Source organism: Methylosinus sp. sav-2, from assembly GCF_004366495.1.
In the GTDB taxonomy this organism is placed as follows: Bacteria; Pseudomonadota; Alphaproteobacteria; order Rhizobiales; family Beijerinckiaceae; genus Methylosinus.
The window spans coordinates 132113-152981 of the sequence record NZ_SOEJ01000010.1 but is presented as its reverse complement, the minus strand read 5'-3'; the positions used below and the strand labels follow the sequence as shown (position 1 = coordinate 152981).

Below are 20869 nucleotides of genomic sequence, written 5' to 3'. Positions count from 1 at the left end.
TCCATCAAGGAACCGGAGCCACGACGCCGACCGCCTTCAAAGGCCCAGGGACCATCATGGGACCGACGGCGTTGATCACGCCCGGCCCGACGGTGAAGGTCGCGCCGCCGGCTTGCAGCACGATCGACACGCCCGCGACGAGCGTGATCGTCGCCCCCGCCATGATCGTGACCTCGCCGCCCGCCTGGATCGTGATCGCGCCCCCCGCCTGCGTCGTCTGCTCGCCGCCTACAGTCACATTCTGATTGGCGCCCACTGTCGTTTTGTCGCTCATGGCAATCGTCGCCTCGCGACTCATGCCGACTGTCAGCTTGTCCTCGCTCGCGATCGTCACCTTGCGGTCGCCGCTCATGACATTGAGCTCGTCATCGCCCATCTTGATCGTCGTCTTGCGTGACGATTGTCCGACCGGCGTCTCGAAACGCTCGCCGATCTCGCGTGTCTCAGCATGCTCGATCGTCGATTCGAGATCGCGTTCGGCATGAAGCCGTATCTTCTCCTGCAACTTCGCGTCTTCGAACATCAGCTCATTGTAACCATTCCCGCCGGTCGAACTGTTCGACTTCACGCCCGACTGCGTCTTATTCGCGGGCAGGCAGTATGGGAGCCCATTGTCCTTGTTGTAGACGGCTCCGACGATCAATGGCCGATCAGGATCGCCCTCGAGAAATTCGACGACGACCTCCATTCCAACGCGCGGTATAAACTGCCCGCCCCACTTTGCGCCCGCCCACATTTGCGCGACCCGCACCCAGCAGGAACGCAGATCGTCGCGATCCCAATAGAAGCGCACCATCACGCGGCCGTAGCCGTCGTCATCGACGTCGATCTCCTCGCTATCCTTGCCCTTGCGCGCCACCACCTTGGCCGTTTGCGGACCATGAATCATCGGCTTCGGCGTCGCCAAGGGCGCACGAAAAGGCCGATCGCTCGGATGCAGCTCGTAGGAACCCTCGTAAGGCCGCGCATCCGCGCGCGCACCCGACCGATAGGCTTCCATCGCAAAACGATGCGTGCAGCGCGCGATCAAATATTGCTTGTTTTCTTCGTCGGTCGGATGGCGTGTCACGCTCACGAGGCCGCCGGGGAAAAAGTCCGCCGCGTCGCCATCCACGAAGCGACGATAATCACCCGCCTGCGCGGCCTCCAACCTTATTCGCGCATAATACTTGCCGATATTGCGCTGCTCATATTTGCCAGGATAGTCGTAATATTCGAGCGTCGACTTGTCATAACGCTCCGTGGCGTTCGCCTCACCGGACATGTCGGCGTTGGGCGTGGCAAAATTATAATCGCGCAGCGTCACCTTGCCGGTCTGCAGCTTGCGATTGGAGGACCATCCATAGAGACGTCTCGCCTTTGCATGAATGGAGCCGAACTCCTTTCCAGCATATTCGATCGTCGGCGTATTCGGCAGCGCGCCATGAGAAGACGCCGAATCGGCGAGCACGAGCCTTGCGCCGTCCTCACTATGCTCGAAGAAATAATAGACGCCATGCTGCTCCATGAGCCGCGACACGAAAGCAAAATCGCTCTCCCTATATTGCACGCAATAATCGAGACACGGAAAGTCGCCCGACAGCGCCTTGCGAAAATCGATCTCACGCTTGCGTAGCACCTCCTCGATGATCTCGATCGCGGTCTTTCGATGCCAGATCGCGCAATTGCTCGTACGTGTCAGCAGCCAGAGCGACGGCCGCAACACGAAGCGATAGGCGAACAGATCGCCGCGCCGCCCGATCGCCTCGGCCTCCACCGCAATTCCGCTGAAATGCCGCGTTTCGCCATGGCTTCCACGCAAGCCGACGCTGCACGAACGTCCGAGCGCCTGGTCGAAATCGATCGTCGCCTCGCGAGAAAGCGCCAGCACGCGAAACTCGAAAAGCTCGCTCAACCCCTCCGTCCCTTCGAAGCTCTCGACGACCAAACGCTCGTCCGCGAAAGGCGATTTGAACGCGGCGAGCCGCTTCTGCTGATCGAGACGACTGTCCATTGCGGTTCACTCCCTGCCGCCAGCGTCACCGCCAGCGTGCTTCCTCGACGCAAGCTACTCGCCTCTACGGATCGCGGGCTGTGGCATAGGCCACATCGCGCATGCCGTCGGCGCACGAAAAGGAGGCGGGAGCCAACGCAAACCATAGAGTGAGGCAAATCATGACCAAAATCGACTTCACTACGGCGATCGCGCCACTGTCCGATCGCGACCCCTGTGGTCCCGACCTCGATCTGCAAGGAGACGACGACTATTTGAATTTCGTCGCCGTTGCCGAGGGATTGCTGCCGACCGAATATTTTCGCGACGGCGAAGCTTTCGACGCCTCGCAACCGGCAATGCTCGCACATTTCGATCAGATCGGCGCTCTCATGCGACGAACGCGCGACATACGCCTGTTCTGTCTCGTCGCGCGCTTCGCCATTCTGCGTCGCGACTATGAGCAATTCGTCGGCGCCGTCCACGCCATCGCCGAATTGCTCACCGCCAATTGGGAAGAGGCCCATCCCGGCGCCGAAAACGGCTCCTTCGCGCTTCGCGCCGCAGCCCTCGGGCCGCTGAACGAGTCGACCGTCATCTTCCCGCTCCAATACATGCCGCTCTGCGAGGATCGCCGCTTCGGCGTTATCCATTATCGCGCCCAAATGTGCGCGGTCGGCGAAGCCAAGCCCAGGGAAGGCGAGCCCATTCTCTCCTCACTGTCCATTTCGCAGGCTTTTCGGGATTGCGAAAGAGAGCGACTCGTTACGAAGCGGGTCCTCATCGACCGACTGGCCGAGGCGCTCGAGACCATCCACAGCTGCTTCGGCCGAATGTGCGGTTTCGACAAAACGCCGCGCCTCGACAAAATCCGCGCGACCGTGGCCGGAATGCGCGCCTTGCTCACCGAAGCCGCCGGCGACGAGCCGAAAGGTGACGCTGCCGCGAACGGGAAGCCCGAACCTCGACATTACGCCGACAGTCGCATCGACGCCCCCGCCCATGCGCGCCGCGCTCTCGACGCTACGATGGACTATTTCCGACGACACGAGCCTTCCAGTCCGGTGCTGCCACTGGTGGCCAAGGCGCGCGACATTCAAGGAAAGTCTCTCGCCGAAGTGCTCGAGTCTCTCGTGCCCCGGCATGCCTCCGACGCCGAATATGAAATCGGCGACCAGAAATTCTTCGCCCTGCCGCTCGATCTTTTGACCCATGTCACGCCGCCGGCAGAAGGCTATTGCGAAGACTCGGGCGCCGAGATCGAAACAGAGCCGCACGCCCCGACGCACGAAGACGCCGAAGAGCAAAGCGATCCTCATTATGACGAATGGAATGAAGCGCCGACCGACGAACCCTATGTCGACCATCTTCCACTCGCGGCTGCGTTTCCTATCCCGCCCGAACCGATATTTTGCGTCGCGACGCGCGCCGAAGCGATGCAGCTGCTCGACGAGACATCGCGCTATTTCCAGATCGCGGAACCGTCGAGCCCGATCCCCTGGCTGATCGCCAGCGCAAAAAAGCTCGCCGAAAAAGACTTCCTGAGCCTTCTCGGCGAGCTGCTGAAAGAGCGCGCGCTGAGCGACCGCAACGCCGAATGACGTTCGAGCCGATCACGCGAAGCGCAGGCGCTCGCCTTGTGACTTTAGTCACCGCCACAATCGATCACTTCGAGCATTTTGCGCTCCAGGACAAATCGCCGACCCGCACGAAAGCCAACGACGCGGTCACGACGACGAGAAACGCTCCGTCCTGAAAGCCCCGGAGGAACCCGGGCCGATGCTCGCGCCGCGACCATCGCATCGAAGCGAGGACAGAAAAATGACCAGACAAAGCAATAGCGGACAGAAGTTCATCAGCCGCAACCGCCCGCCGCGGGTCCAGATCACCTACGCCAATCCCACCAATTCCGAAGAGAAAATCGAGCTCCCCTTTGTGATGGGCGTGATGGCCGATCTCTCCGGCAATGCGCCGAGCACGCCGAAAGAGGAGATGACGCAGCGCAAATTCCTCGAATTCGACATGGACAATTTCGACCAGCGCATGGGCGCTGTCGCGCCCGGCCTGGCTTTGCGCGTGGAGAATAAGCTCGCCGAAGAGCCGGGCGAGAAGCTCGCCGTCAATCTTCGCTTCGAGACAATGGCCGATTTCAATCCGGCGTCGATCGCCGCGCAGACGCCGGCGCTGGAGAAGCTGCTCGAGGCGCGCACGCAGTTGGCCAATCTGCTTCGCTACATGGACGGAAAGGCCGCCGCCGAGGAGCAGCTGCGCAAGCTCCTCAAAGATCACAAGCTGATGGCCGATCTGCGCGACAGCCGCGCCTGAACCATTCCGCCGACCAGCTTTCCGCAACCCGCCTTCGACACGAAACGAGGATCATATGTCCCAGGAACAGGAAATTCTTCACCCCTCCGAACCCTCCCAAATCGTCATCGCCGACGAATTTTCCGAGGTGCTCAAGCAGAGCTTCAAGCCGCGCACCGAGCGCGCCGAGACCGAAGTGCAGAACGCCGTCTCGACGCTGATCAAGGAAGCGCTCGCCGACACGGCCGTCATCAAGGACGATGTCGTCGAGACGATCGAGGCGATCATCGCCGCGATCGACGAGAAGCTCACTTCGCAAATCAATGTGATCTTGCATGACGCCGATTTTCAGAAGCTCGAATCGGCCTGGCGGGGCCTGCATCACCTCGTCTATAATTCCGAAACCGACGCAACGCTCAAAATTCGCGTGATCAATGCGTCGAAAGAAGAGCTCTATCGCCATCTCCGCCAATATCCGGCCGCGGCATGGGACCAGAGCCCGCTCTTCAAGAAAGTCTATGAGGAGGAATATGGGCAGCTGGGCGGCCGACCCTACGGCTGCCTCATCGGCGACTATTATTTCTCGCAGCGCGCGACCGATGTGCAGCTGCTCCGTGATCTCTCGAAGATCGCTGCTTCCGCGCATGCGCCTTTCATCGCCGCCGCCGATCCGACGCTGATGGGCATGGACAGCTGGACCGAGCTGTCCAACCCCCGCGATCTCTCCAAGGTCTTCGACACGCCGGAATATGCGGCATGGAAGGGCTTGCGCGATTCGGACGACGCAAAATACATCGGCCTCTGCCTGCCGCGCGTGCTCGCGCGACAGCCCTATGGCGCGAAGTCCGAGCCTGTGCCGCAATTCGCTTTCGAGGAGGATACGGACGGACATGCGGGTGAAAACTACGCTTGGATGAACGCCGCCTATGCGATGGCGTCGAACATCAATCGCGCCTTCAAGGAATATGGCTGGTGCACGCGCATTCGCGGCGTCGAATCGGGTGGCGAAGTCGAAAATCTCCCCACCCATACATTCCCCACCGACGACGGCGGCGTCGATCTGAAATGCCCGACCGAAATCGCGATCAGCGATCGCCGTGAGGCGGAGCTCGCGAAATCCGGCCTCATTCCGTTGATCCACCGCAAGAACACCGATCGCGCAGCCTTCATCGGCGCGCAGTCTCTGTTCAAGCCGAAGGCCTATCAGAATGACCCGGAAGCCACCGCGTCCAGCAACCTCGCCTCTCGCCTTCCCTATATGTTCGCGGTCAGCCGCTTCGCTCATTATCTGAAGTGCATGGTGCGCGACAAGATCGGCTCCTATCGCGAGAAGGAGCAGCTCGAGCGCTGGCTGCACAATTGGATCCAGGACTATGTGGACGGCGATCCGACCAATTCGACCGAAGATGTGAAGGCGCGCCGTCCTCTCGCCGGCGCATCGATCTCCATTGTGCCGAATGAGGAAAACCCCGGCTATTACTCCGCCACATTCGAGCTGCGACCGCATTATCAGCTCGAAGGAATGGACATCGGCCTGCGTCTCGTTTCCCGCCTGCCGACGGGCAAGTGAGACACGAGTACGCATTGTGGCTTCAGCCACATCCGTCGAAGCGCTTCTTCTTCATTGTAGAACCATCGTCGAAATCGACGAGATCCAAAAACGCAATACTGAAAGGAACTCGATATGTCTTCTAATGCTTTTCTCCACATCGCCGGGATCAAGGGCGAGTCGAAAGCCGAATACGCCGAGCTGAGCCCGAAGGCGGAGTGGATCGATATCCTCGATGTCAACTTCAACATTCACAATCATTCGAGCTCCAGCTATGGCGGCGGCTCTGGCGTCGGCAAGGCCGACTTCGGCGCCATCTCCTTCGTGAAGCGCTACGACAAATCCTCGCCGGGCCTCATGCATTTCTGCGCGGTCGGCAAGCACATTCCGAAGGTGCAGGTGAAGCTCTTCAAATCCTCCGGCGACAAGGAGCCGCTGGAATATATCACGATCGTGATGGAGCAGTGCTTCATTACCAGCGTCGTTCCCTCGGGCCTCACTACCGGCGAAGGAATGGAGGCGATCGGCCTCTCCTTCGCGAAGTTCGACCTCTCGTATAACGAGCAGGACGGAGATGGAAAGAAGGTCAAGGGCGGCCAGTTCGCCTGGGACCTCAAGGCGCTGCAGGGCAAGGCGAGCTGACCGAGGACGCTGCGACGAGCCGCTGCGCGACAATCGCCGCGCAGCGGCGACGACGAAATGCGAGAATCGTCGAGGAGCATTTCTATGGGTTCGACCAATTACACATTGCAGATCGACAGCGTGCGTGGCGAAGCGCGGCGCGGTGGAAAGGACGATCTCATCGAGATTCTCGGATTCGAATATGGGACCACCGCCAATCATTTCCAAGGCGAGCCGGGACATAAGCGCCGCAGCTATTCGAATGTGCGCTTCCGCAAGATCGTCGATCGATCGAGCGTCACCATACAGCAGATGCTCGCGCAGAATACAAAGTTACGGAAGGCGACTCTCAGCCTGACAAAGGGCGGCGGCGAGCCGCTCGTCTATTACACGCTCGTTCTCAAGGACGCGTATTTTGTGTCCTACAAGATTTGCGGCGAGGACGCCGCCGACGAATTCGCCGCTCTGCCGAAGGAGGAATTCGAGATCAGCTACCGCCGTCTCGAGGTCGAATATGAGGCGCAAGACGACAAGGGACTGAAAGACGGCGCCGTTTCCTTCGCCGACGATATTGCGACCAATGATTGAGGGAGGCGGAAATGGCGGAATCGCTGCGAAACAGAGTCGAGTCTTCATTGCTGCACTGCTTTCGTGCAGCGCATAAGGCGAAGGATACGCGAACGAAGCTTACTGCCGGCGCGTCGCAGCGTTCGGCGACGATTTCGCGCGAAGGCCGGCGCGTTGCAATTGCGGAATCGGCCCTCAAAGAGGAAGTTGCCCAGCATGTCGAAACGCTGCTCAATTGCGTCGCTGTCGATTCGACGATCGATCTCGAGCGGTTTCCACGGGCTCGACGCTCGGTCTTGAATTACGGCTTCCCGAGCATTGCGCGTCTCACCATAGACGAATTGGAGCGCTCGGGCCTCGAATCCGAGATCGAGCGGACGTTGCGCAGCTATGAGCCGAGGCTGATCGCCTCGACGCTGCAGGTGAAACGAGACCGACGCATCGACCCGGCCGAGCTCACCATTCGTTACATCGTCCATGCCGAGCTGGCGAGCACGCCGCTTCCCCTTCCTATGGAATTCATAGCCGATGTCGAAGTCACGACCGGCAAGATCCAAATTCAGCAGAGGTGACGCCATGAACCGCGAATTCCTCGATCTCTATGATCGTGAGCTCGATCTCCTGTACGAACATGGACGAGAGTTCGCCGAAGAATATCCTGGCGTCGCATCGCGTCTCGGCGGCTTGGCGCGCGATTCTATGGACCCCTCGATCTCGGGCCTGTTCGAAGGGTCGGCGTTTCTCGCCGCGCGCGTTCAGCTGAAATTGAAGCACGAGTTTCCCGAGTTCATCAACAATCTCCTGGAACAGCTCGTCCCGAATTTTTTGGCGCCGACCCCCTCCATTTTCCTGGCTCAGATTCGTCCGCCTTTCGGCGACCCCGCTCTGAAAGAAGGACGCGTGATCGCGCGCGGCGCGAGTGTGGACGCTGGCTATGTCGAACGTGAGCGAGAAGTCTCTTGCCGATATAAGCTCACAGCGCCTGTCGAACTCTGGCCATTTGAAATCGCCGCCGCGGAATATTGCCAGACAGCGGCGCCACTGGCGGCGCTCGGGGTGAAGCCGGGACCCGAAACGGTCGCCGGAATGAAGCTGACCCTGAGCATGCGCTCGGCAGTGGAACCCCGCGAGAGCAACGGAGCCGCGCAAGATATTTTTTCGTCCTGTCCCGTGGAACATCTGCCGATTCATTTATGTGGCGCGGAGGCCGAATCGGTCGGCCTCTATGAGCAGCTGTTCGCGCATTGCACCGGCGTGTGGCTGCGCTGCGTCGATGAGACGGGAGAACCAATCGTGATCTCGCTCGGGCGTGAGGCGATCGGCGAGATAGGCTTTGGCGACGACGAGGAGTTGATCCCGTCGGACGATCGAATTTTTCGCGGCTTCGAGCTGCTGCGCGAGTATTTCACCTTTCCACAGAAGTTCCTGGGCTTCGATCTCCGCGGTCTGCGGCGCGCGCTGGCGCGAATGCCAGCGAGCTCGATCAGCGTGATCTTCGGCTTCGATGAGATCAATTCGCAGCTCCCCGCGGCGGTTCGTCCGCAAATGTTTTCGCTTTTCAGCGCGCCTGCGGTCAATCTGTTCGAGATGACGACCGATCGCATCCGTATTCGCAAGAATCAGCACGAGCATCAGATCCTCCCGGATCGAAGCAAGCCTCTCGATTTCGAGCCCTATCGCGTCCTCGATGTCGTCGCCTATATGTCGGGCGGCGGAGAAAAGCGTCCCGTGCGTCCGCTCTACACAGCGACGGCCGACGATGCATCGTCGTCCGATCTGAGCTACACGATACGAAGAAGCCCACGTCGCCATTCGGAGGACGAAAGGCGGCGAGGCGTCGCATCCAATTACACGGGCTCCGACGTTTTCATCTCGATCAGCGAGCCGGCGTCGCTGACCACGGAAAGCGAGATCGCCGAGCTCGGCGTTCGAGCGTTGTGTTCCAATCGGCATCTTCCCGAACATCTGCCGGTTGGGACAGGCAAGGCCGATTTTCGGCTGACGGACGATATGTCTCTCGACGTCGTCTGCGCCGCAGGGCCCACGGCGCCGCGCGATGCGGTCGTTTCCCAGATCAAGAGCCGCACAGAATCGGCGCATTCCGGCGTCGTCGCCTGGCGTCTTTTGAATATGCTCAGCCTCAACTATCTCGGCCTCAGCGAGCATGGTGGGGGCAAGAATGCGCTGGCGCTTCGAGAGATGCTGGCGACATTCGCCGACGCCGCGGACAGCTCGATCGAGAAGCGGCTGCGCGGAATCAAATCGGTGGAGAGTCGCCAGATCGTACGCCGCTTGCGTCGCGCGAGAGGCGTCGGGACGGCGCTCGGCGTCGAGATCACGGTCACAGTCGACGACAAAGCGTTCGAAGGATCTGGCGCCTTTCTGCTCGGCGCGGTGCTGGATCGGTTTTTCCCAGCCTATGCGGGGATGAACAGCTTCACGCAGCTGGTGATGCGCACCAGCGAGCGCGGCGTGATCATGCGTTGGCCGGCGCGAATTGGCTCGCGGAGGCTGATGTGACCTATCTCGAACATTTGGCGGACGAACCCTGGCGCGTCGATTTCTTCGACATGATGCGTCGGCTCGAGCGTTCGCTCGGACATGCATCCGACGAAGCAAAGGCCAAGCCCCGGATCGGCGATAGCGCGTCTCGCAAGGACGAGACGATCGAGATCGACGGCAAGGCTGTCGCGCTGTCCTTCGGGCAGGATCCTTGGATGAGCTTTCCGGGCTCCAATGTCGCGCGCGTCGAATGGCGTGAGCACGCGAAGGGCGCGGACGGTGAGCCGGATTCGGCGGAGGAAAGCGAACGGCTGCACGTCGTGCTCAAATTCCTCGGGATGCTCGGCCCGCAGGGCGCTTTGCCTCTATCCGTTACCGAGGAGGCACATGGCTGGTCTCTGCAGCAGGACCCGTCTTTCCCGCATTTCTTGGATATTTTCAACAATCGATTCCTGCAGCTCTTCTACCGGGCCTGGGCGGATTCGCGCGCCATTGTGCAGCATGATCGTCCAGACTGTGATCGCTTCCAGGATTATGTGACCTCGACCATCGGGCTCGGCACGCCGCCCTATCGCGGGCTCGCCGCGACGCCAAAAGGCATTTCCGTCTATGCCGGTCTTTTGGGTTCACGCACGAAGTCTGGCGAGCGCCTCGCGGGCGCTATTCGCGGACTGTTCGCGGTGGAAGTCGAGATCGAGCAGCTCGGCGGCGGCTGGCTCACGATCGAGGAAGGCGAGCGCAACAGGCTCGGACGCAGGAACTGCGGCTTGGGCGGCGATCTGATGCTGGGCGCGGCATCCTTCGGATTCGATCACAAATTCCGCATTCGGATTTTCGTCGAGGATATGAAGCGCTATCGCGACTTCCTGCCGACAGGTGAGGATTGCCACAGACTGAACGACCTTCTTTTCTTTTATATCGGCGAAGAAATGGAATGGGACGTCGAAATCTCTCTTCCAGCGACGCAGACGACTCCGATTTCGCTCGGGCGAACGGGAGAGCTCGGCTGGACCAGCTGGATGGCGCCGAACCGCGCGAGCGGCGAGCGACGCTGCGACGCCCGCTTCGATCCGGCGAAATATGCGCGCGCCGCTAAGCAGCGGATGCAATGAATTTGAGGAGGGCGGAGAAATGACTGAGATCAGCCTGGAGACCGTGACCGGCAAGCTCAATCGCGTCGGCTATGACGCTTTTATGCGCGCCTTGCGGCAGGCGAAGCTGGCCGGGCATCGCAATGTAGAACTCGCACATTGGCTGATGCATCTTCTGCAGAGCGAGGGGAGCGATCTCGATCTCACGGTCGATCGCTTCGCGCTCGACAGGGCCAGGCTGTCGCGCGATCTGGAACAGGTCATCGGCTCGTTTCGCGTCAATGAGACACAAATGCCCGGCGTCGCCCACAATGTGGTGGACGCGCTGGATCGCGGCTGGCATTTCGCCACTTTGCTCTTTGGCGAGACTCAAATTCGGAGCGGCCATCTGCTGACGGCGCTGCTGAAGACGCCGGAGCTTCGTCGCGCTCTGCGCTCGCTGTCGCGCGAGTTCGACAAGATCGCAGACGAGGCGCTGACGCAGGAGGCCAATCGGATTTGGGCCGGATCACAAGAAGAGAATCTGAGGCCGCTGGACGGCGCCGGGCCTGTCGCCAAAGGCGCGCGCGAGGCGAAGGGCGCACATACGGCGCTCGATCGCTTCGCTCAAGATCTCACGGAAAGGGCGCGCAGCGGCGAGCTCGATCCGGTGCTGGGGCGCGACGATGAAATTCGTCAGGTCATCGATGTGCTCATGCGACGCAGGCAGAATAATCCAATTCTGATCGGCGAGGCGGGCGTCGGCAAGACGGCGATCGCGGAAGGATTTGCACAGCGAATCGTCGCCGGCGCCGTGCCTGCGGCCTTGCGGGACATTCGTCTTCTGTCGCTGGACATCGGCCTTTTGCAGGCCGGCGCCTCGATGAAGGGCGAGTTCGAGCAGCGGCTTCGGTCGGTCATCGACGAGGCGCAGTCTTCGCCGACGCCGGTGATCCTGTTCATCGACGAAGCCCATACGCTGATCGGCGCCGGCGGACAGAATGGCGTCGGCGACGCCGCCGATCTGCTGAAGCCGGCGCTCGCGCGCGGCGCCTTGCGCATGCTCGCAGCGACGACCTTCGCCGAATATCGACGCCATATCGAAAAAGATCCCGCGCTATCGCGGCGCTTTCAGCCGGTCGATGTGGACGAGCCTTCCGTCGAGCGCTGTGTCGAGATGCTGCGCGCCATGGTGAAGCCGATGGAACGGCACCACAATGTGCGCGTTTCCGAGATGGCGATAAGGTCGGCGACGAAGCTGTCGCAGCGCTACATTCCCGCGCGCAAGCTTCCAGACAAGGCGGTCAGCCTTCTCGACACGGCCTGCGCGCGCGCGGCGATCTCACAGAATGCGACGCCTGCGCCCATAGAAGATGCGCGCGCCATGATCGCGGCCTTGGAGAGCGAGCGTGCGGCGATCGTGAGCAATAGCGATCTCGAGCAGCTGGACGAGCGCCGCCTGCATGACGTGGAAGTGGAGATATCGTCCGCGCAGGAGAAGCTCGCCGAGCTCGAATCGCGTTGGACGCGGGAACGCGGCCTCATCGAGGATATACATCGATTGCGGGAGGAGGCGGCCTCCGCCGAGCCCGCGCATCGACAGGCTATCCGCGAGCGGCTCGACGCCAAATCCGAGGCGCTGGAAGCGCTGAGCCCGGAGCGGCGCATGATCTACGCGCATGTCGATGAGCAATGCATCGCCTCAGTGGTTTCGGATTGGACCGGCGTTCCGGTCGGACGCATGGTGACGGATGAGATCGAAACGGTCCTTCATTTGACCGAGATTTTGAACGAGCGCGTCGTCGGACAGACGCACGGGCTGCGGTCGATCGCAAAGCGCATTGAGACGAGCCGGGCGCGATTGGACAATCCCGACAAGCCGATCGGCGTCTTCATGCTGGTCGGCCCCTCGGGCGTCGGCAAGACGGAAACGGCGCTCGCGCTCGCGGAAGCGCTCTATGGCGGCGAGCAGAATGTCATCACGATCAATATGTCGGAATTTCAGGAGCCGCATAGTGTGGCGACGCTAAAAGGGGCGCCTCCCGGCTATGTCGGCTTCGGCGAAGGCGGCCGCCTCACCGAAGCGGTGCGCCGCAAGCCTTACAGCGTCATTCTGCTCGACGAGATCGAAAAGGCGCATCCCGACGTGCACGAGATTTTCTTTCAAGTCTTCGACAAAGGCCAAATGGAGGATGGCGCAGGCAGGCGCATCGATTTTCGGAACACTCTGATCATTCTGACATCCAATGTCGGAACCGATCTGCTGATGCGGCTCGGCGCCGACCCCACCGTCGCGAATGATGCAGAAGCGCTCGCGCAGGCGCTGCAGCCGGAACTGCTGCGCGTATTTCCGCCGGCGCTTCTCGGCCGCATCGTGACCGTGCCTTACTTCCCGCTGTCGCGGCAAATGCTCGTCGGCATCACGCGGCTGCAATTGGATCGCATCGGCAAGCGGGTGACGGATGGATATCGCGCGACGTTCAGCTATGACGATACGGTGGTGGACCACATCGTCGAGCAATGCCGCGATCCCGACTCGGGCGGCCGGATGATCGATAATATCGTCACCAACACGCTATTGCCGGCTCTATCCCGCGAGTTCTTGAAAAAGGCGCTGGCCAAGCAGGAATTGGCGCGGGTCGCCGTGGGAGTCCAAAATGGCGCGTTCGAATATTCATGCGCATGAGCCGGCCGGCGGGCCGTCTCGTCGCTGATCGAGATAGCGAAGCGCTGACGGAGCGCGCCCGTCAGCCCGGCGCGAGCGCGCGAATGACGCGCTCGGCGAGCCGTTCGATCGTGTCGCGCTCGAACAGGCTCGTCGCATAGATGAGGCTGCCCTTGATCTCGCCATCGTCCAAGGAGACGGAGAGAGTGAGTGGGCGGCGCACCGCGACACGGTCGGCGGAAGCGCGCGACAGCGTCAGTCCTGAGAATTGCACATTCTGCGGCGGCGCGTCCTCGATCACCAGCGCCACATCGCCGAGCCGCTCGGCGTCCGGGCCGTGGTCCTCGCGCAGCGCCGATATGATGTCGCGCCAAGGCGCATTCTGATGGGCGAGCGCCCCGAGCGTCGCCTCGCGCACGCGCGGCAGCAGCTCTTCCAGCGCGTCGCCGGGCCGCTCTATGCGCAGCGGCAGAGCGTTCATGAAGGGTCCGAGCATGCGATGCGTCGCCGCATGATGCCGCAGCGAGACCGGAATCGTCAGAGCGAGCGCATCGTCCGAGGCGCGCTCCGCGAGAGCGGCGGCGAAGGCCGCCGTCAAGGTCATGGCGAGAGTCGCCCGCTCCTTTGCCGCGAGCGCCTCGGCGGCGTCGACGGCCGCCTGCGGAAAATCGAAACGGAAGACGGCGCCCTCCGGGACGAGGGCGCCTTCCCCGCGCGGCCGATCGCACCGGATCGGCGCGGGCAGGCCGCTCTCGAACAGCCGGCGGAAATAGGCCGTCTGGCCGCTGCGTAGCTCCGGCGTCAGCCATTGCCGCTCCCACAGAGCGTAATCGGCGTAGGAGAGCGAACGATCGAGGAGCGGAAACAGCTCCATGCCCTCGAGGCCATTGGCGTAGAGCGCCCCGATTTCGCCGAGCAGCATGCGGACGGTGGCGCCATCGGCGAGCGAGCGATGACAGCGCAGCCGCAGCAGACGCTCGCCATCGCCGATCCGCTGCAGCGAGACGCGGATCGCGGGCCGCCCGTCATCGGCGCGGACTGGCTCCAGAGGATCGGGCGCTTCCTCGGGACCGAGCAGCGTCACCTCGGGCGGCGCATCGACGATCCGCTGCATCGCGCCGCCATCGGCCATGGGCTCGAGGATGGTGCGCAGAATGGCGTGGCGCCGGAAGGCTTCCCTTATGCTCTCGATCTGGCGCTCTTCGTCGAGCGGGCCGAGAATTTGCACGCCGACGTCGATCCACTGACCCGGCGCACCGGGAGACGCCTGCTCGGCCGCGAGGGCGCCGAGCTGGGCGATCGAGGCCGGCGCGACAGCGCCTGCAGGCGCCGCGACGAATTCCGGCAGGGCGACAGTCGCGCCGCGCCGCGCGCCGTCGAGCCGGGCGGCGAGCGCGGCGAGAGTCTGATCCTCGAAAATCGCGCCGAGCGGCAGCTCCACGCCGAGGCTTTGATGAATGCGCGCGCGCAATTGCGCCGCCAGCATGGAATGACCGCCGAGCAGAAAGAAGCTGTCATCGGCGCCGACACGCTCGAGCTTCAGCAGATCACGCCAGATCTCGGCGAGGCTCTCCTCGTCCTCGGTCCGCGGCGCGACGAAGGCCGAGTCACGAACCGCATCGCGCGGCGGCGCCGGCAAGGCGGCGCGATCGAGCTTGCCATTCGCCGTCAGCGGCATTTCGTCGAGCGTCACAAAGGCGGACGGAATCATATGATCGGGCAGAAGGCGGCGCAGATGATTGCGCAGCGCCAGCACATTCGGCGCCGGTCCGTCGAAGGTGAGATAGGCCGCGAGCCGGGCCTCGCCGTCCATGTCATAGGCCGCGACCGCCGCCGCGCGCGTGCGCGGATGGTCGAGCAATGCGCGCTCGATCTCGCCGGGTTCTATCCGGACGCCGCGAATCTTCACCTGCTGGTCGTCGCGGCCGACGAAGGCGAGAACGCCGTCCTCCTCACGCCGCACAATGTCGCCGGTCGCATAGAGACGCTGCGTCGCCTCGCCATCGTCGAAGGCGAAAAAGCGCTCTTGCGTCAGCGCAGCATCGCCGAGATAGCGCAGCGCGAGGCATGGCCCGCCGATGTGCAATTGTCCGGGAACGCCGATTGGCGCGATCCGTTTCTGCGAGTCGAGCACGACCAATCGCACATTGGCGCGCGGCCGTCCGATCGGCACGATCGCCTGCGAATCGGCGAGCGCGCTCGGCCCTACCACATGCAGGCTGACGATGCCGGAGGTCTCGGTCTGCCCATATTGATTCACCCAGCGCAATTCGTCGCCGACGAGGGCGCGCCAATCGCGCACGAGCGACTGACGCAAAGGCTCGCTCGCGGTGAGCTGCAAACGCAGCTCATTATCGAGCAGTGTTGCGCGCGCGGTCTCCGGCAAGCTCGCGAGCGCATCGGCGAGCTGCCGCAGCACGGAGGGCACGAGATCGATGATCGTCGCCTTGGCGGCGCGGATGCGCGCAAGCAGAGCGAAGGGATCGCGCCGCTCGTCGTCGCTGGCGATGACGATACGCGCGCCGGCGGCGAGCGGCGCCAATATCTGCCGCATGGAGGAAGAGAAGGCGCTCGACGCCGTATGCAGAAAGGCGTCGGAGGCGACGACGCCGAGCTCCGCACGAAGAGTCTGCGCATATTCGGCGACGGCGCCATGCGAGATCACCACGCCTTTCGGCCGACCTGTCGAGCCCGAGGTGAAGACGATATAGGCGGGGTCCGAAGGTCTGACCAACGCCTCGAGCGGCGCGTCCGACTGGCGCGCGACATCGGCGTCGAAAGGCGCGGAGACGTCGAGCGCGACATTCGCCTCGGCGAGCATATGCGCGATACGTTCCCGCGGATAGGATTCGTCGATCGGCACATAGACGGCGCCGGCCTTCATCACGCCGAGCATTCCGACGATCATATCGACCTTGCGCCCCGTGCGCATAGCGACGGCGTCGCCGGGGCGAATTCCCTTCGCGCGCAGCCAGCGCGCGAGACGCCGCGCGGCCGATTGCAGCTCGGCGTAAGTGAGGCGGCGCTCGTCATCCTCGCAAGCGATCACATCGGCGCGCGTCACGGCGACGGATTCGAGCAGCTCCGCCACAGTGAGCGGGGCGGGCGACGACGCCTCCACGGGCGCACGGCTCGCGTCGCGCTCTTCGGGCGTCAGCAGCGGCAGCGTCGAAAGGCGTCGCGCCGGATCCGCGAGAACGCCGTCGAGCGCGGCGAGGAAGTGCCGCAGCAGCCGCTCTATGCGCGGCGCATCGAAGAGATCGGTCGAATATTCGACATGGCCGGCCATCGCCGCATCGTCGAAGATGGTGAAGGTGAGATCGCGCTTCGCCGTCTGCGTGTCGATCTCCTGCACGTCGATCTCGAGGCCGGGCACAGCGGGCGGCTGCAACCCACCCTGCAGCAGCAATTGCACGCGATAGAGCGGATTGCGCGAGCCGTCGCGTTCGCGCTCGACGGCGTTGACTACATGATCGAAGGGCGCGTCCTGATGCGCCATCGCGCCCTGAACGCGCGCGCCGAGGCGGGCGATCAGCGCGCGCATGTCGGGATCCCCGTCGAGGACGACGCGCACCGGCAGAGCATTGACGAAGAGGCCGATCAATCCTTCGATCTCGAGCCGGCCGCGATTGGCGCTCATCGCGCCGACGATGAATTCGTCCTGGCCGCTGTGACGTTGCAGCACGGCGGCGAGCGCAGCGAGCAGCGGCGAGAACAAGGTCACGCCCTCCGCCTGCGCCAATGCGCGCAGCGCCTTTGCGCGCTCGGCGCCGAGCGCGAAGCGCAGACGGCGGCCGCGAAAGCTCGGCGTGCGCGGCGGCGGCCGGTCGGTCGGCAGGGCCAAAGGCGCGGCGCCGGAAAGCTCCGCCTTCCAAAATTCGAGCAGCTCGCCCAGCATCTCGCCGGCGAGCCAGTCGCGCTGCCAGGCGGCGTAATCGGCGTATTGAATCGGCAATTCGGGAAGCGGCCAGGCCTCGCCCGTCGCAAAGGCGCGATAGACGGCGGAGAGCTCGCGCAGCAGCACGGCGAAGGACCAGCCGTCGGTGACGATATGATGCATCGTCACCAGCAGAATATGATGCGTCTCATCGAAGCGCAGCAGGCGCGTGCGAAACAGAGGCGCCTGTGCGAGATCGAATGGCGCTCCGGCCTCGCGCCGCGCCCATTCGGCTGCCTCCTCCTCGTCGCGCACGGTCTCGACGGGCAGCGGAACGCGCAGCGAGCCGAAGATCTGCGGCTGCGCGACGCCGCGCTCGCTGCGAAACGATGTGCGCAACGACTCGTGCCGCGCGACGATGGCGTCGAGGCTGCGCTGCATCACAGCGGCGTCGAGCGCGCCGCGAATGCGCACGGCGGCGGCGATATTATAGGCGCTGGAGCCCGGCGCCAGCTCATGAAGGAACCACAGCGCCTCCTGATTGAAGGAGAGCGGCAGAGGCGAACCGTCGCGCGGCCGGCGCGTCATCGGCGGCTGGCGCTTTGCGGCGGCGCCGCGCTGCTCCTCCCACCAATCGAGGAGGCGCGTCGCGAGCGTGGCGACATCGGGGCTCTCGATGAAGAGCGCCACTGGAATGGCCGCGCCGAGCGCCGCCTGCAAGCGGCTGCGCAGCTCCATCGCGGTCAGCGAATCCATGCCGAGCGCGGCGAAGCCCGTATGCGGATCGATATCCTCGGCGCTCATATGCAGCGCATAGCCGATCTCCGCCTTCAGACGCTCGACGACGAGACCGCGCCGCTCCTCCTGCGGCGCATCGGCAAGCCAGGAGTCGGGCGCGGCGGCGGCGGGAGTGTCGGCCGGGAGAGCGAGAGAGTCGTCGGAGGCGAGCGCGGCCGCGCGCTCTTCGCCGGACCCCGAGAAGGAATGCGCGTCCCGCCGCACGGCCTGGAACCAGAAGCGCTTGCGCTGAAACGGATATTTGGGAAGATCGACCTTGCTGCGCCGCCACGGCGCATCGACGGCGCGGAAGTCGATGCGGGCGCCGGCCGCATAGAGCTGGCCGAGCGCTTCCTCTATCTGCCGAGCGTCGGACACGTCGCGGCGCAGCGAGGCGACCGCCTGCGGCGTCGGCCGCCCCTCCGGCCAGGCGCGCAGCGACATTGCGGCGAGCACCGGCTGCGGACCGACCTCGAGCAGGACCCGACAACCTAATTCCGCGAGCGTCTGCGCGCTCTGCGCGAAGCGGACCGGCTCGCGCGAATGGCGCCGCCAATATTGCGCATCCAATCGCGTCTGCGCGGCGAGCGGCTTGCCCGTGCGATTGCAGATGAGCGTGCGCGTCGGCGCCTCGAAAGGCGTCTCTCCGGCGAAACGCTCGAAGGCGTCGAGCGCCGGCTCCAGCAGCTCGGAATGAAAGGCGTGCGAGGTCTCGAGCTCTTCCGTGCGGCGGCCTTCGCTACGAAACATTTCCGCCAGCGCGCGCACATCCGGCTGCGGACCGCTGACCACGATATGCGCGCCATTATAGGCCGCGATCGAGACATGCGGGAAAGCGGCGAGCCGCGCCTCGACGGCTTCGGCCTCAGCGAAGATCGCCGCCATCAGCCCACCCGCCGGCAAGGCGCCGAATAATCTCCCGCGCTCGGTGAGCAGACGCGCGCCCTGCTCGAGCGTAAAGACGCCGGCCACACAGGCGGCTGCATATTGCCCGACGCTGTGGCCCAGAACCACATCCGGCGTGACGCCCCAGCTGCGCCACAGCCGCGCGAGACCCATCTCCAGCGCGAACAGCGCCGGCTGCGCGTAAGAGGTGTGATTGATCGCGCCATCCTCGGCGAACATCACTTCGAGCAGCGGGCCGGGAAGCATATCCGCGATCGCCGCGGCGCATTGGTCCAGCGTCTCCTTGAAGAGCGGCTGCGTCTCATAGAGCTCGCGGCCCATGCCGGAATATTGGCCGCCCTGTCCGGTGAAGAGCCAGGCGGTCTTCGGCGGATCGGCCGCGAAGCCGGTGTAGACTCCCGCAGAGGCGCGCTCATCGGCGAACGCCTCCAGCAGACGCGCGGCCTCGGCGCCGTCCTCAGCGACGATCGCCGCGCGATGCTCGAGATGCGAGCGCCCGACGCCGGCCGAATGGCAGACATCGGCGAGCGCGCTCGCCGAGGGCAGCGTCTCGACGCGCTGGATATAGGATCGCGCCAGAGCCTTCAGCGCCGGAACGCTCCGCGCCGACAGCGGCAACATATGCCAGGGACGTTCGGAAAATGACGAAGCTGCGTCCTTCGTCTCGGCCTGGGGCGCCGCCGGCGCCTCCTCGAGGATCACATGCGCATTGGTGCCGGAAAAGCCGAAAGAGCTGACGCCGGCGCGTCGCTTGCGCTCGGCGCGCAGCCAGGGGCGCGCCTCCGAAACGACCTTCAGCGGCAATTGCTTCCACGGAATATGCGGCGACGGGGTGCGGAAATGCAGATGCTCGGGCAGCAGCTCGTTCTCCAGCGCCTGCGTCACCTTGATGACGCCGGCGACGCCCGCGGCTGCTTCGAGATGGCCGATATTCGTCTTCACCGAGCCGATGAGCAGCGGCCTGTCGGGCGCGCGGCCGGGGCCGAGCGCGGCGGCGGCGGCCTGCGCCTCGATCGGATCGCCGAGCGACGTGCCCGTGCCATGGGCCTCGAGATAATCGACATCGGCGGGCGTGAGCCCGGCCTGATCCAGCGCCGCGCGAATGACGCGCTGCTGCGCGCGGCCGCTCGGGACAGTGAGCCCGCCCGAGGAACCGTCCTGATTGACGGCGCCGCCGCGCAGCACCGCGCGGATGCGGTCGCCGTCGCGCAGCGCGTCGGAGAGCCGCTTCAGCACGATGACGCCGCAACCTTCGCCGCGCACATAGCCGTCGGCGGCGGCGTCGAAGGTCTTGCACTTGCCGTCCGGCGCCAGCATGCGCGCGCGCGACATGCTGATCATCAGAGCCGGCGTGAGGATCGCGTTGACGCCGCCGGCCAGCGCGAGGTCGCATTCGCGTAAGCGCAGCGCCTGGCAGGCCTGATGGATCGCCACGAGCGAGGAGCTGCAGGCCGTGTCGACCGTCACCGCAGGCCCCTCGAGCCCGAGTCGATAGCTGATGCGTCCGGCGCCGGCCGCGGGCGAGGTTCCCGTCGCATAATAGGCGTCGATGGTCTCGGGCGTCATATTGTTGACGAGCAGGCCGAGATATTCATGCGTGCTGACGCCTATCCAGACGCCGGCGCGCGCGCCTTCCAGCTCCGAGGCGGCGACGCCTGCATGTTCCAGCGCGCGCCAGCTCGTCTCCAGCAGCAGACGATGCTGCGGATCCATGCAGGAGGCTTCGCGCGGCGCGACGCCGAAGAATTGCGCGTCGAAATCATCGATGCTGTCCAAGAGTCCGGCGCGCCGCGTCAGCGATTTTCCCGGCGCGTCAGGATCGGCGTTATAAACAGCCTCGGCGTCCCAGCGGGAGAGCGACACTTCGCCGACGCCTTCGCGCCCGTCCCGCAGCATCTCCCAAAAGGCTTCGGCGTCCGCGCCGCCGGGAAAGCGCGCCTCATAGCCGATGATCGCGATCGGCTCGCGCGTCGCGGCTTCGAGCTCGGCCACGCGACGGCGCAGGGTCTCCAGAGCGACGATCGCCTTTTTCTTGAATTCGAGCTCGCTCATTTCGGGT

11 protein-coding genes are annotated in these 20869 nt (G+C 63.9%); 9 read left to right on the top strand and 2 right to left on the bottom strand.

From position 1 onward, the window contains the following. Nucleotides 1-4: 4 nt before the first annotated feature. The gene (gene tssI / locus EDE12_RS16085) at nucleotides 5-1993 is read right to left on the bottom strand and encodes a type VI secretion system tip protein TssI/VgrG (protein ID WP_051592322.1); all 1989 of its coding nucleotides are present in this window, start codon (nucleotides 1991-1993) and stop codon (nucleotides 5-7) included. Nucleotides 1994-2154: 161 nt separating this feature from the next. On the opposite strand from tssI, the gene EDE12_RS16080 reads away from it, so the two are divergent. The 9 genes from EDE12_RS16080 (at nucleotide 2155) to tssH (ending at nucleotide 13271) form a co-directional block, all read left to right on the top strand. Then, a complete protein-coding gene (locus tag EDE12_RS16080; RefSeq protein WP_166671869.1) occupies nucleotides 2155-3573 on the top strand; it encodes a type VI secretion system ImpA family N-terminal domain-containing protein in 1419 nt (472 codons plus the stop codon). A 220-nt stretch (nucleotides 3574-3793) separates the two neighbouring features. Further along, the gene (gene tssB / locus EDE12_RS16075) at nucleotides 3794-4297 is read left to right on the top strand and encodes a type VI secretion system contractile sheath small subunit (RefSeq protein WP_026597763.1); all 504 of its coding nucleotides are present in this window, start codon (nucleotides 3794-3796) and stop codon (nucleotides 4295-4297) included. 55 nt (nucleotides 4298-4352) lie between these two features. Further along, complete coding sequence (tssC, locus tag EDE12_RS16070) at nucleotides 4353-5846, top strand: type VI secretion system contractile sheath large subunit (RefSeq protein WP_026597764.1); 1494 nt, start codon at nucleotides 4353-4355, stop codon at nucleotides 5844-5846. A gap of 114 nt (nucleotides 5847-5960) precedes the next feature. After that, a complete protein-coding gene (locus EDE12_RS16065) occupies nucleotides 5961-6467 on the top strand; it encodes a type VI secretion system tube protein Hcp (protein WP_026597765.1) in 507 nt (168 codons plus the stop codon). Between the two features lie 84 nt (nucleotides 6468-6551). Next, nucleotides 6552-7034, top strand: a complete 483-nt coding sequence (locus tag EDE12_RS16060; RefSeq protein WP_026597766.1) for a type VI secretion system tube protein Hcp — start codon at nucleotides 6552-6554, stop codon at nucleotides 7032-7034. Nucleotides 7035-7045: 11 nt separating this feature from the next. After that, nucleotides 7046-7585 carry a GPW/gp25 family protein gene (locus EDE12_RS16055; RefSeq protein ID WP_051592323.1) on the top strand — a complete coding sequence of 180 codons (540 nt, stop codon included), beginning with the start codon at nucleotides 7046-7048 and terminating at the stop codon, nucleotides 7583-7585. 4 nt (nucleotides 7586-7589) lie between these two features. Further along, entirely contained in the window at nucleotides 7590-9533 is a 1944-nt protein-coding gene (gene tssF, locus EDE12_RS16050) for a type VI secretion system baseplate subunit TssF (protein ID WP_026597768.1), read from the top strand. Next, entirely contained in the window at nucleotides 9530-10627 is a 1098-nt protein-coding gene (gene tssG, locus EDE12_RS16045; RefSeq protein ID WP_134188161.1) for a type VI secretion system baseplate subunit TssG, read from the top strand. The genes tssF and tssG overlap by 4 nt, the downstream gene beginning before the upstream one ends. A gap of 19 nt (nucleotides 10628-10646) precedes the next feature. Continuing rightward, complete coding sequence (tssH, locus tag EDE12_RS16040; RefSeq protein WP_026597769.1) at nucleotides 10647-13271, top strand: type VI secretion system ATPase TssH; 2625 nt, start codon at nucleotides 10647-10649, stop codon at nucleotides 13269-13271. A 61-nt stretch (nucleotides 13272-13332) separates the two neighbouring features. On the opposite strand, the gene EDE12_RS16035 is transcribed toward tssH, so the two are convergent. Continuing rightward, nucleotides 13333-20862, bottom strand: coding sequence for a hybrid non-ribosomal peptide synthetase/type I polyketide synthase (locus EDE12_RS16035; protein WP_026597770.1), 7530 nt, complete (start codon nucleotides 20860-20862; stop codon nucleotides 13333-13335). Nucleotides 20863-20869 lie beyond the last annotated feature (7 nt).

What these genes read in the sequence shown, in the direction of transcription:
- tssI (WP_051592322.1), bottom strand. Translation starts at nt 1,993, where the DNA reads ATGGACAGTCGTCTCGATCAGCAGAAGCGGCTCGCCGCGTTCAAATCG.
- EDE12_RS16080 (WP_166671869.1), top strand. Translation starts at nt 2,155, where the DNA reads ATGACCAAAATCGACTTCACTACGGCGATCGCGCCACTGTCCGATCGC.
- tssB (WP_026597763.1), top strand. Translation starts at nt 3,794, where the DNA reads ATGACCAGACAAAGCAATAGCGGACAGAAGTTCATCAGCCGCAACCGC.
- tssC (WP_026597764.1), top strand. Translation starts at nt 4,353, where the DNA reads ATGTCCCAGGAACAGGAAATTCTTCACCCCTCCGAACCCTCCCAAATC.
- EDE12_RS16065 (WP_026597765.1), top strand. Translation starts at nt 5,961, where the DNA reads ATGTCTTCTAATGCTTTTCTCCACATCGCCGGGATCAAGGGCGAGTCG.
- EDE12_RS16060 (WP_026597766.1), top strand. Translation starts at nt 6,552, where the DNA reads ATGGGTTCGACCAATTACACATTGCAGATCGACAGCGTGCGTGGCGAA.
- EDE12_RS16055 (WP_051592323.1), top strand. Translation starts at nt 7,046, where the DNA reads ATGGCGGAATCGCTGCGAAACAGAGTCGAGTCTTCATTGCTGCACTGC.
- tssF (WP_026597768.1), top strand. Translation starts at nt 7,590, where the DNA reads ATGAACCGCGAATTCCTCGATCTCTATGATCGTGAGCTCGATCTCCTG.
- tssH (WP_026597769.1), top strand. Translation starts at nt 10,647, where the DNA reads ATGACTGAGATCAGCCTGGAGACCGTGACCGGCAAGCTCAATCGCGTC.
- EDE12_RS16035 (WP_026597770.1), bottom strand. Translation starts at nt 20,862, where the DNA reads ATGAGCGAGCTCGAATTCAAGAAAAAGGCGATCGTCGCTCTGGAGACC.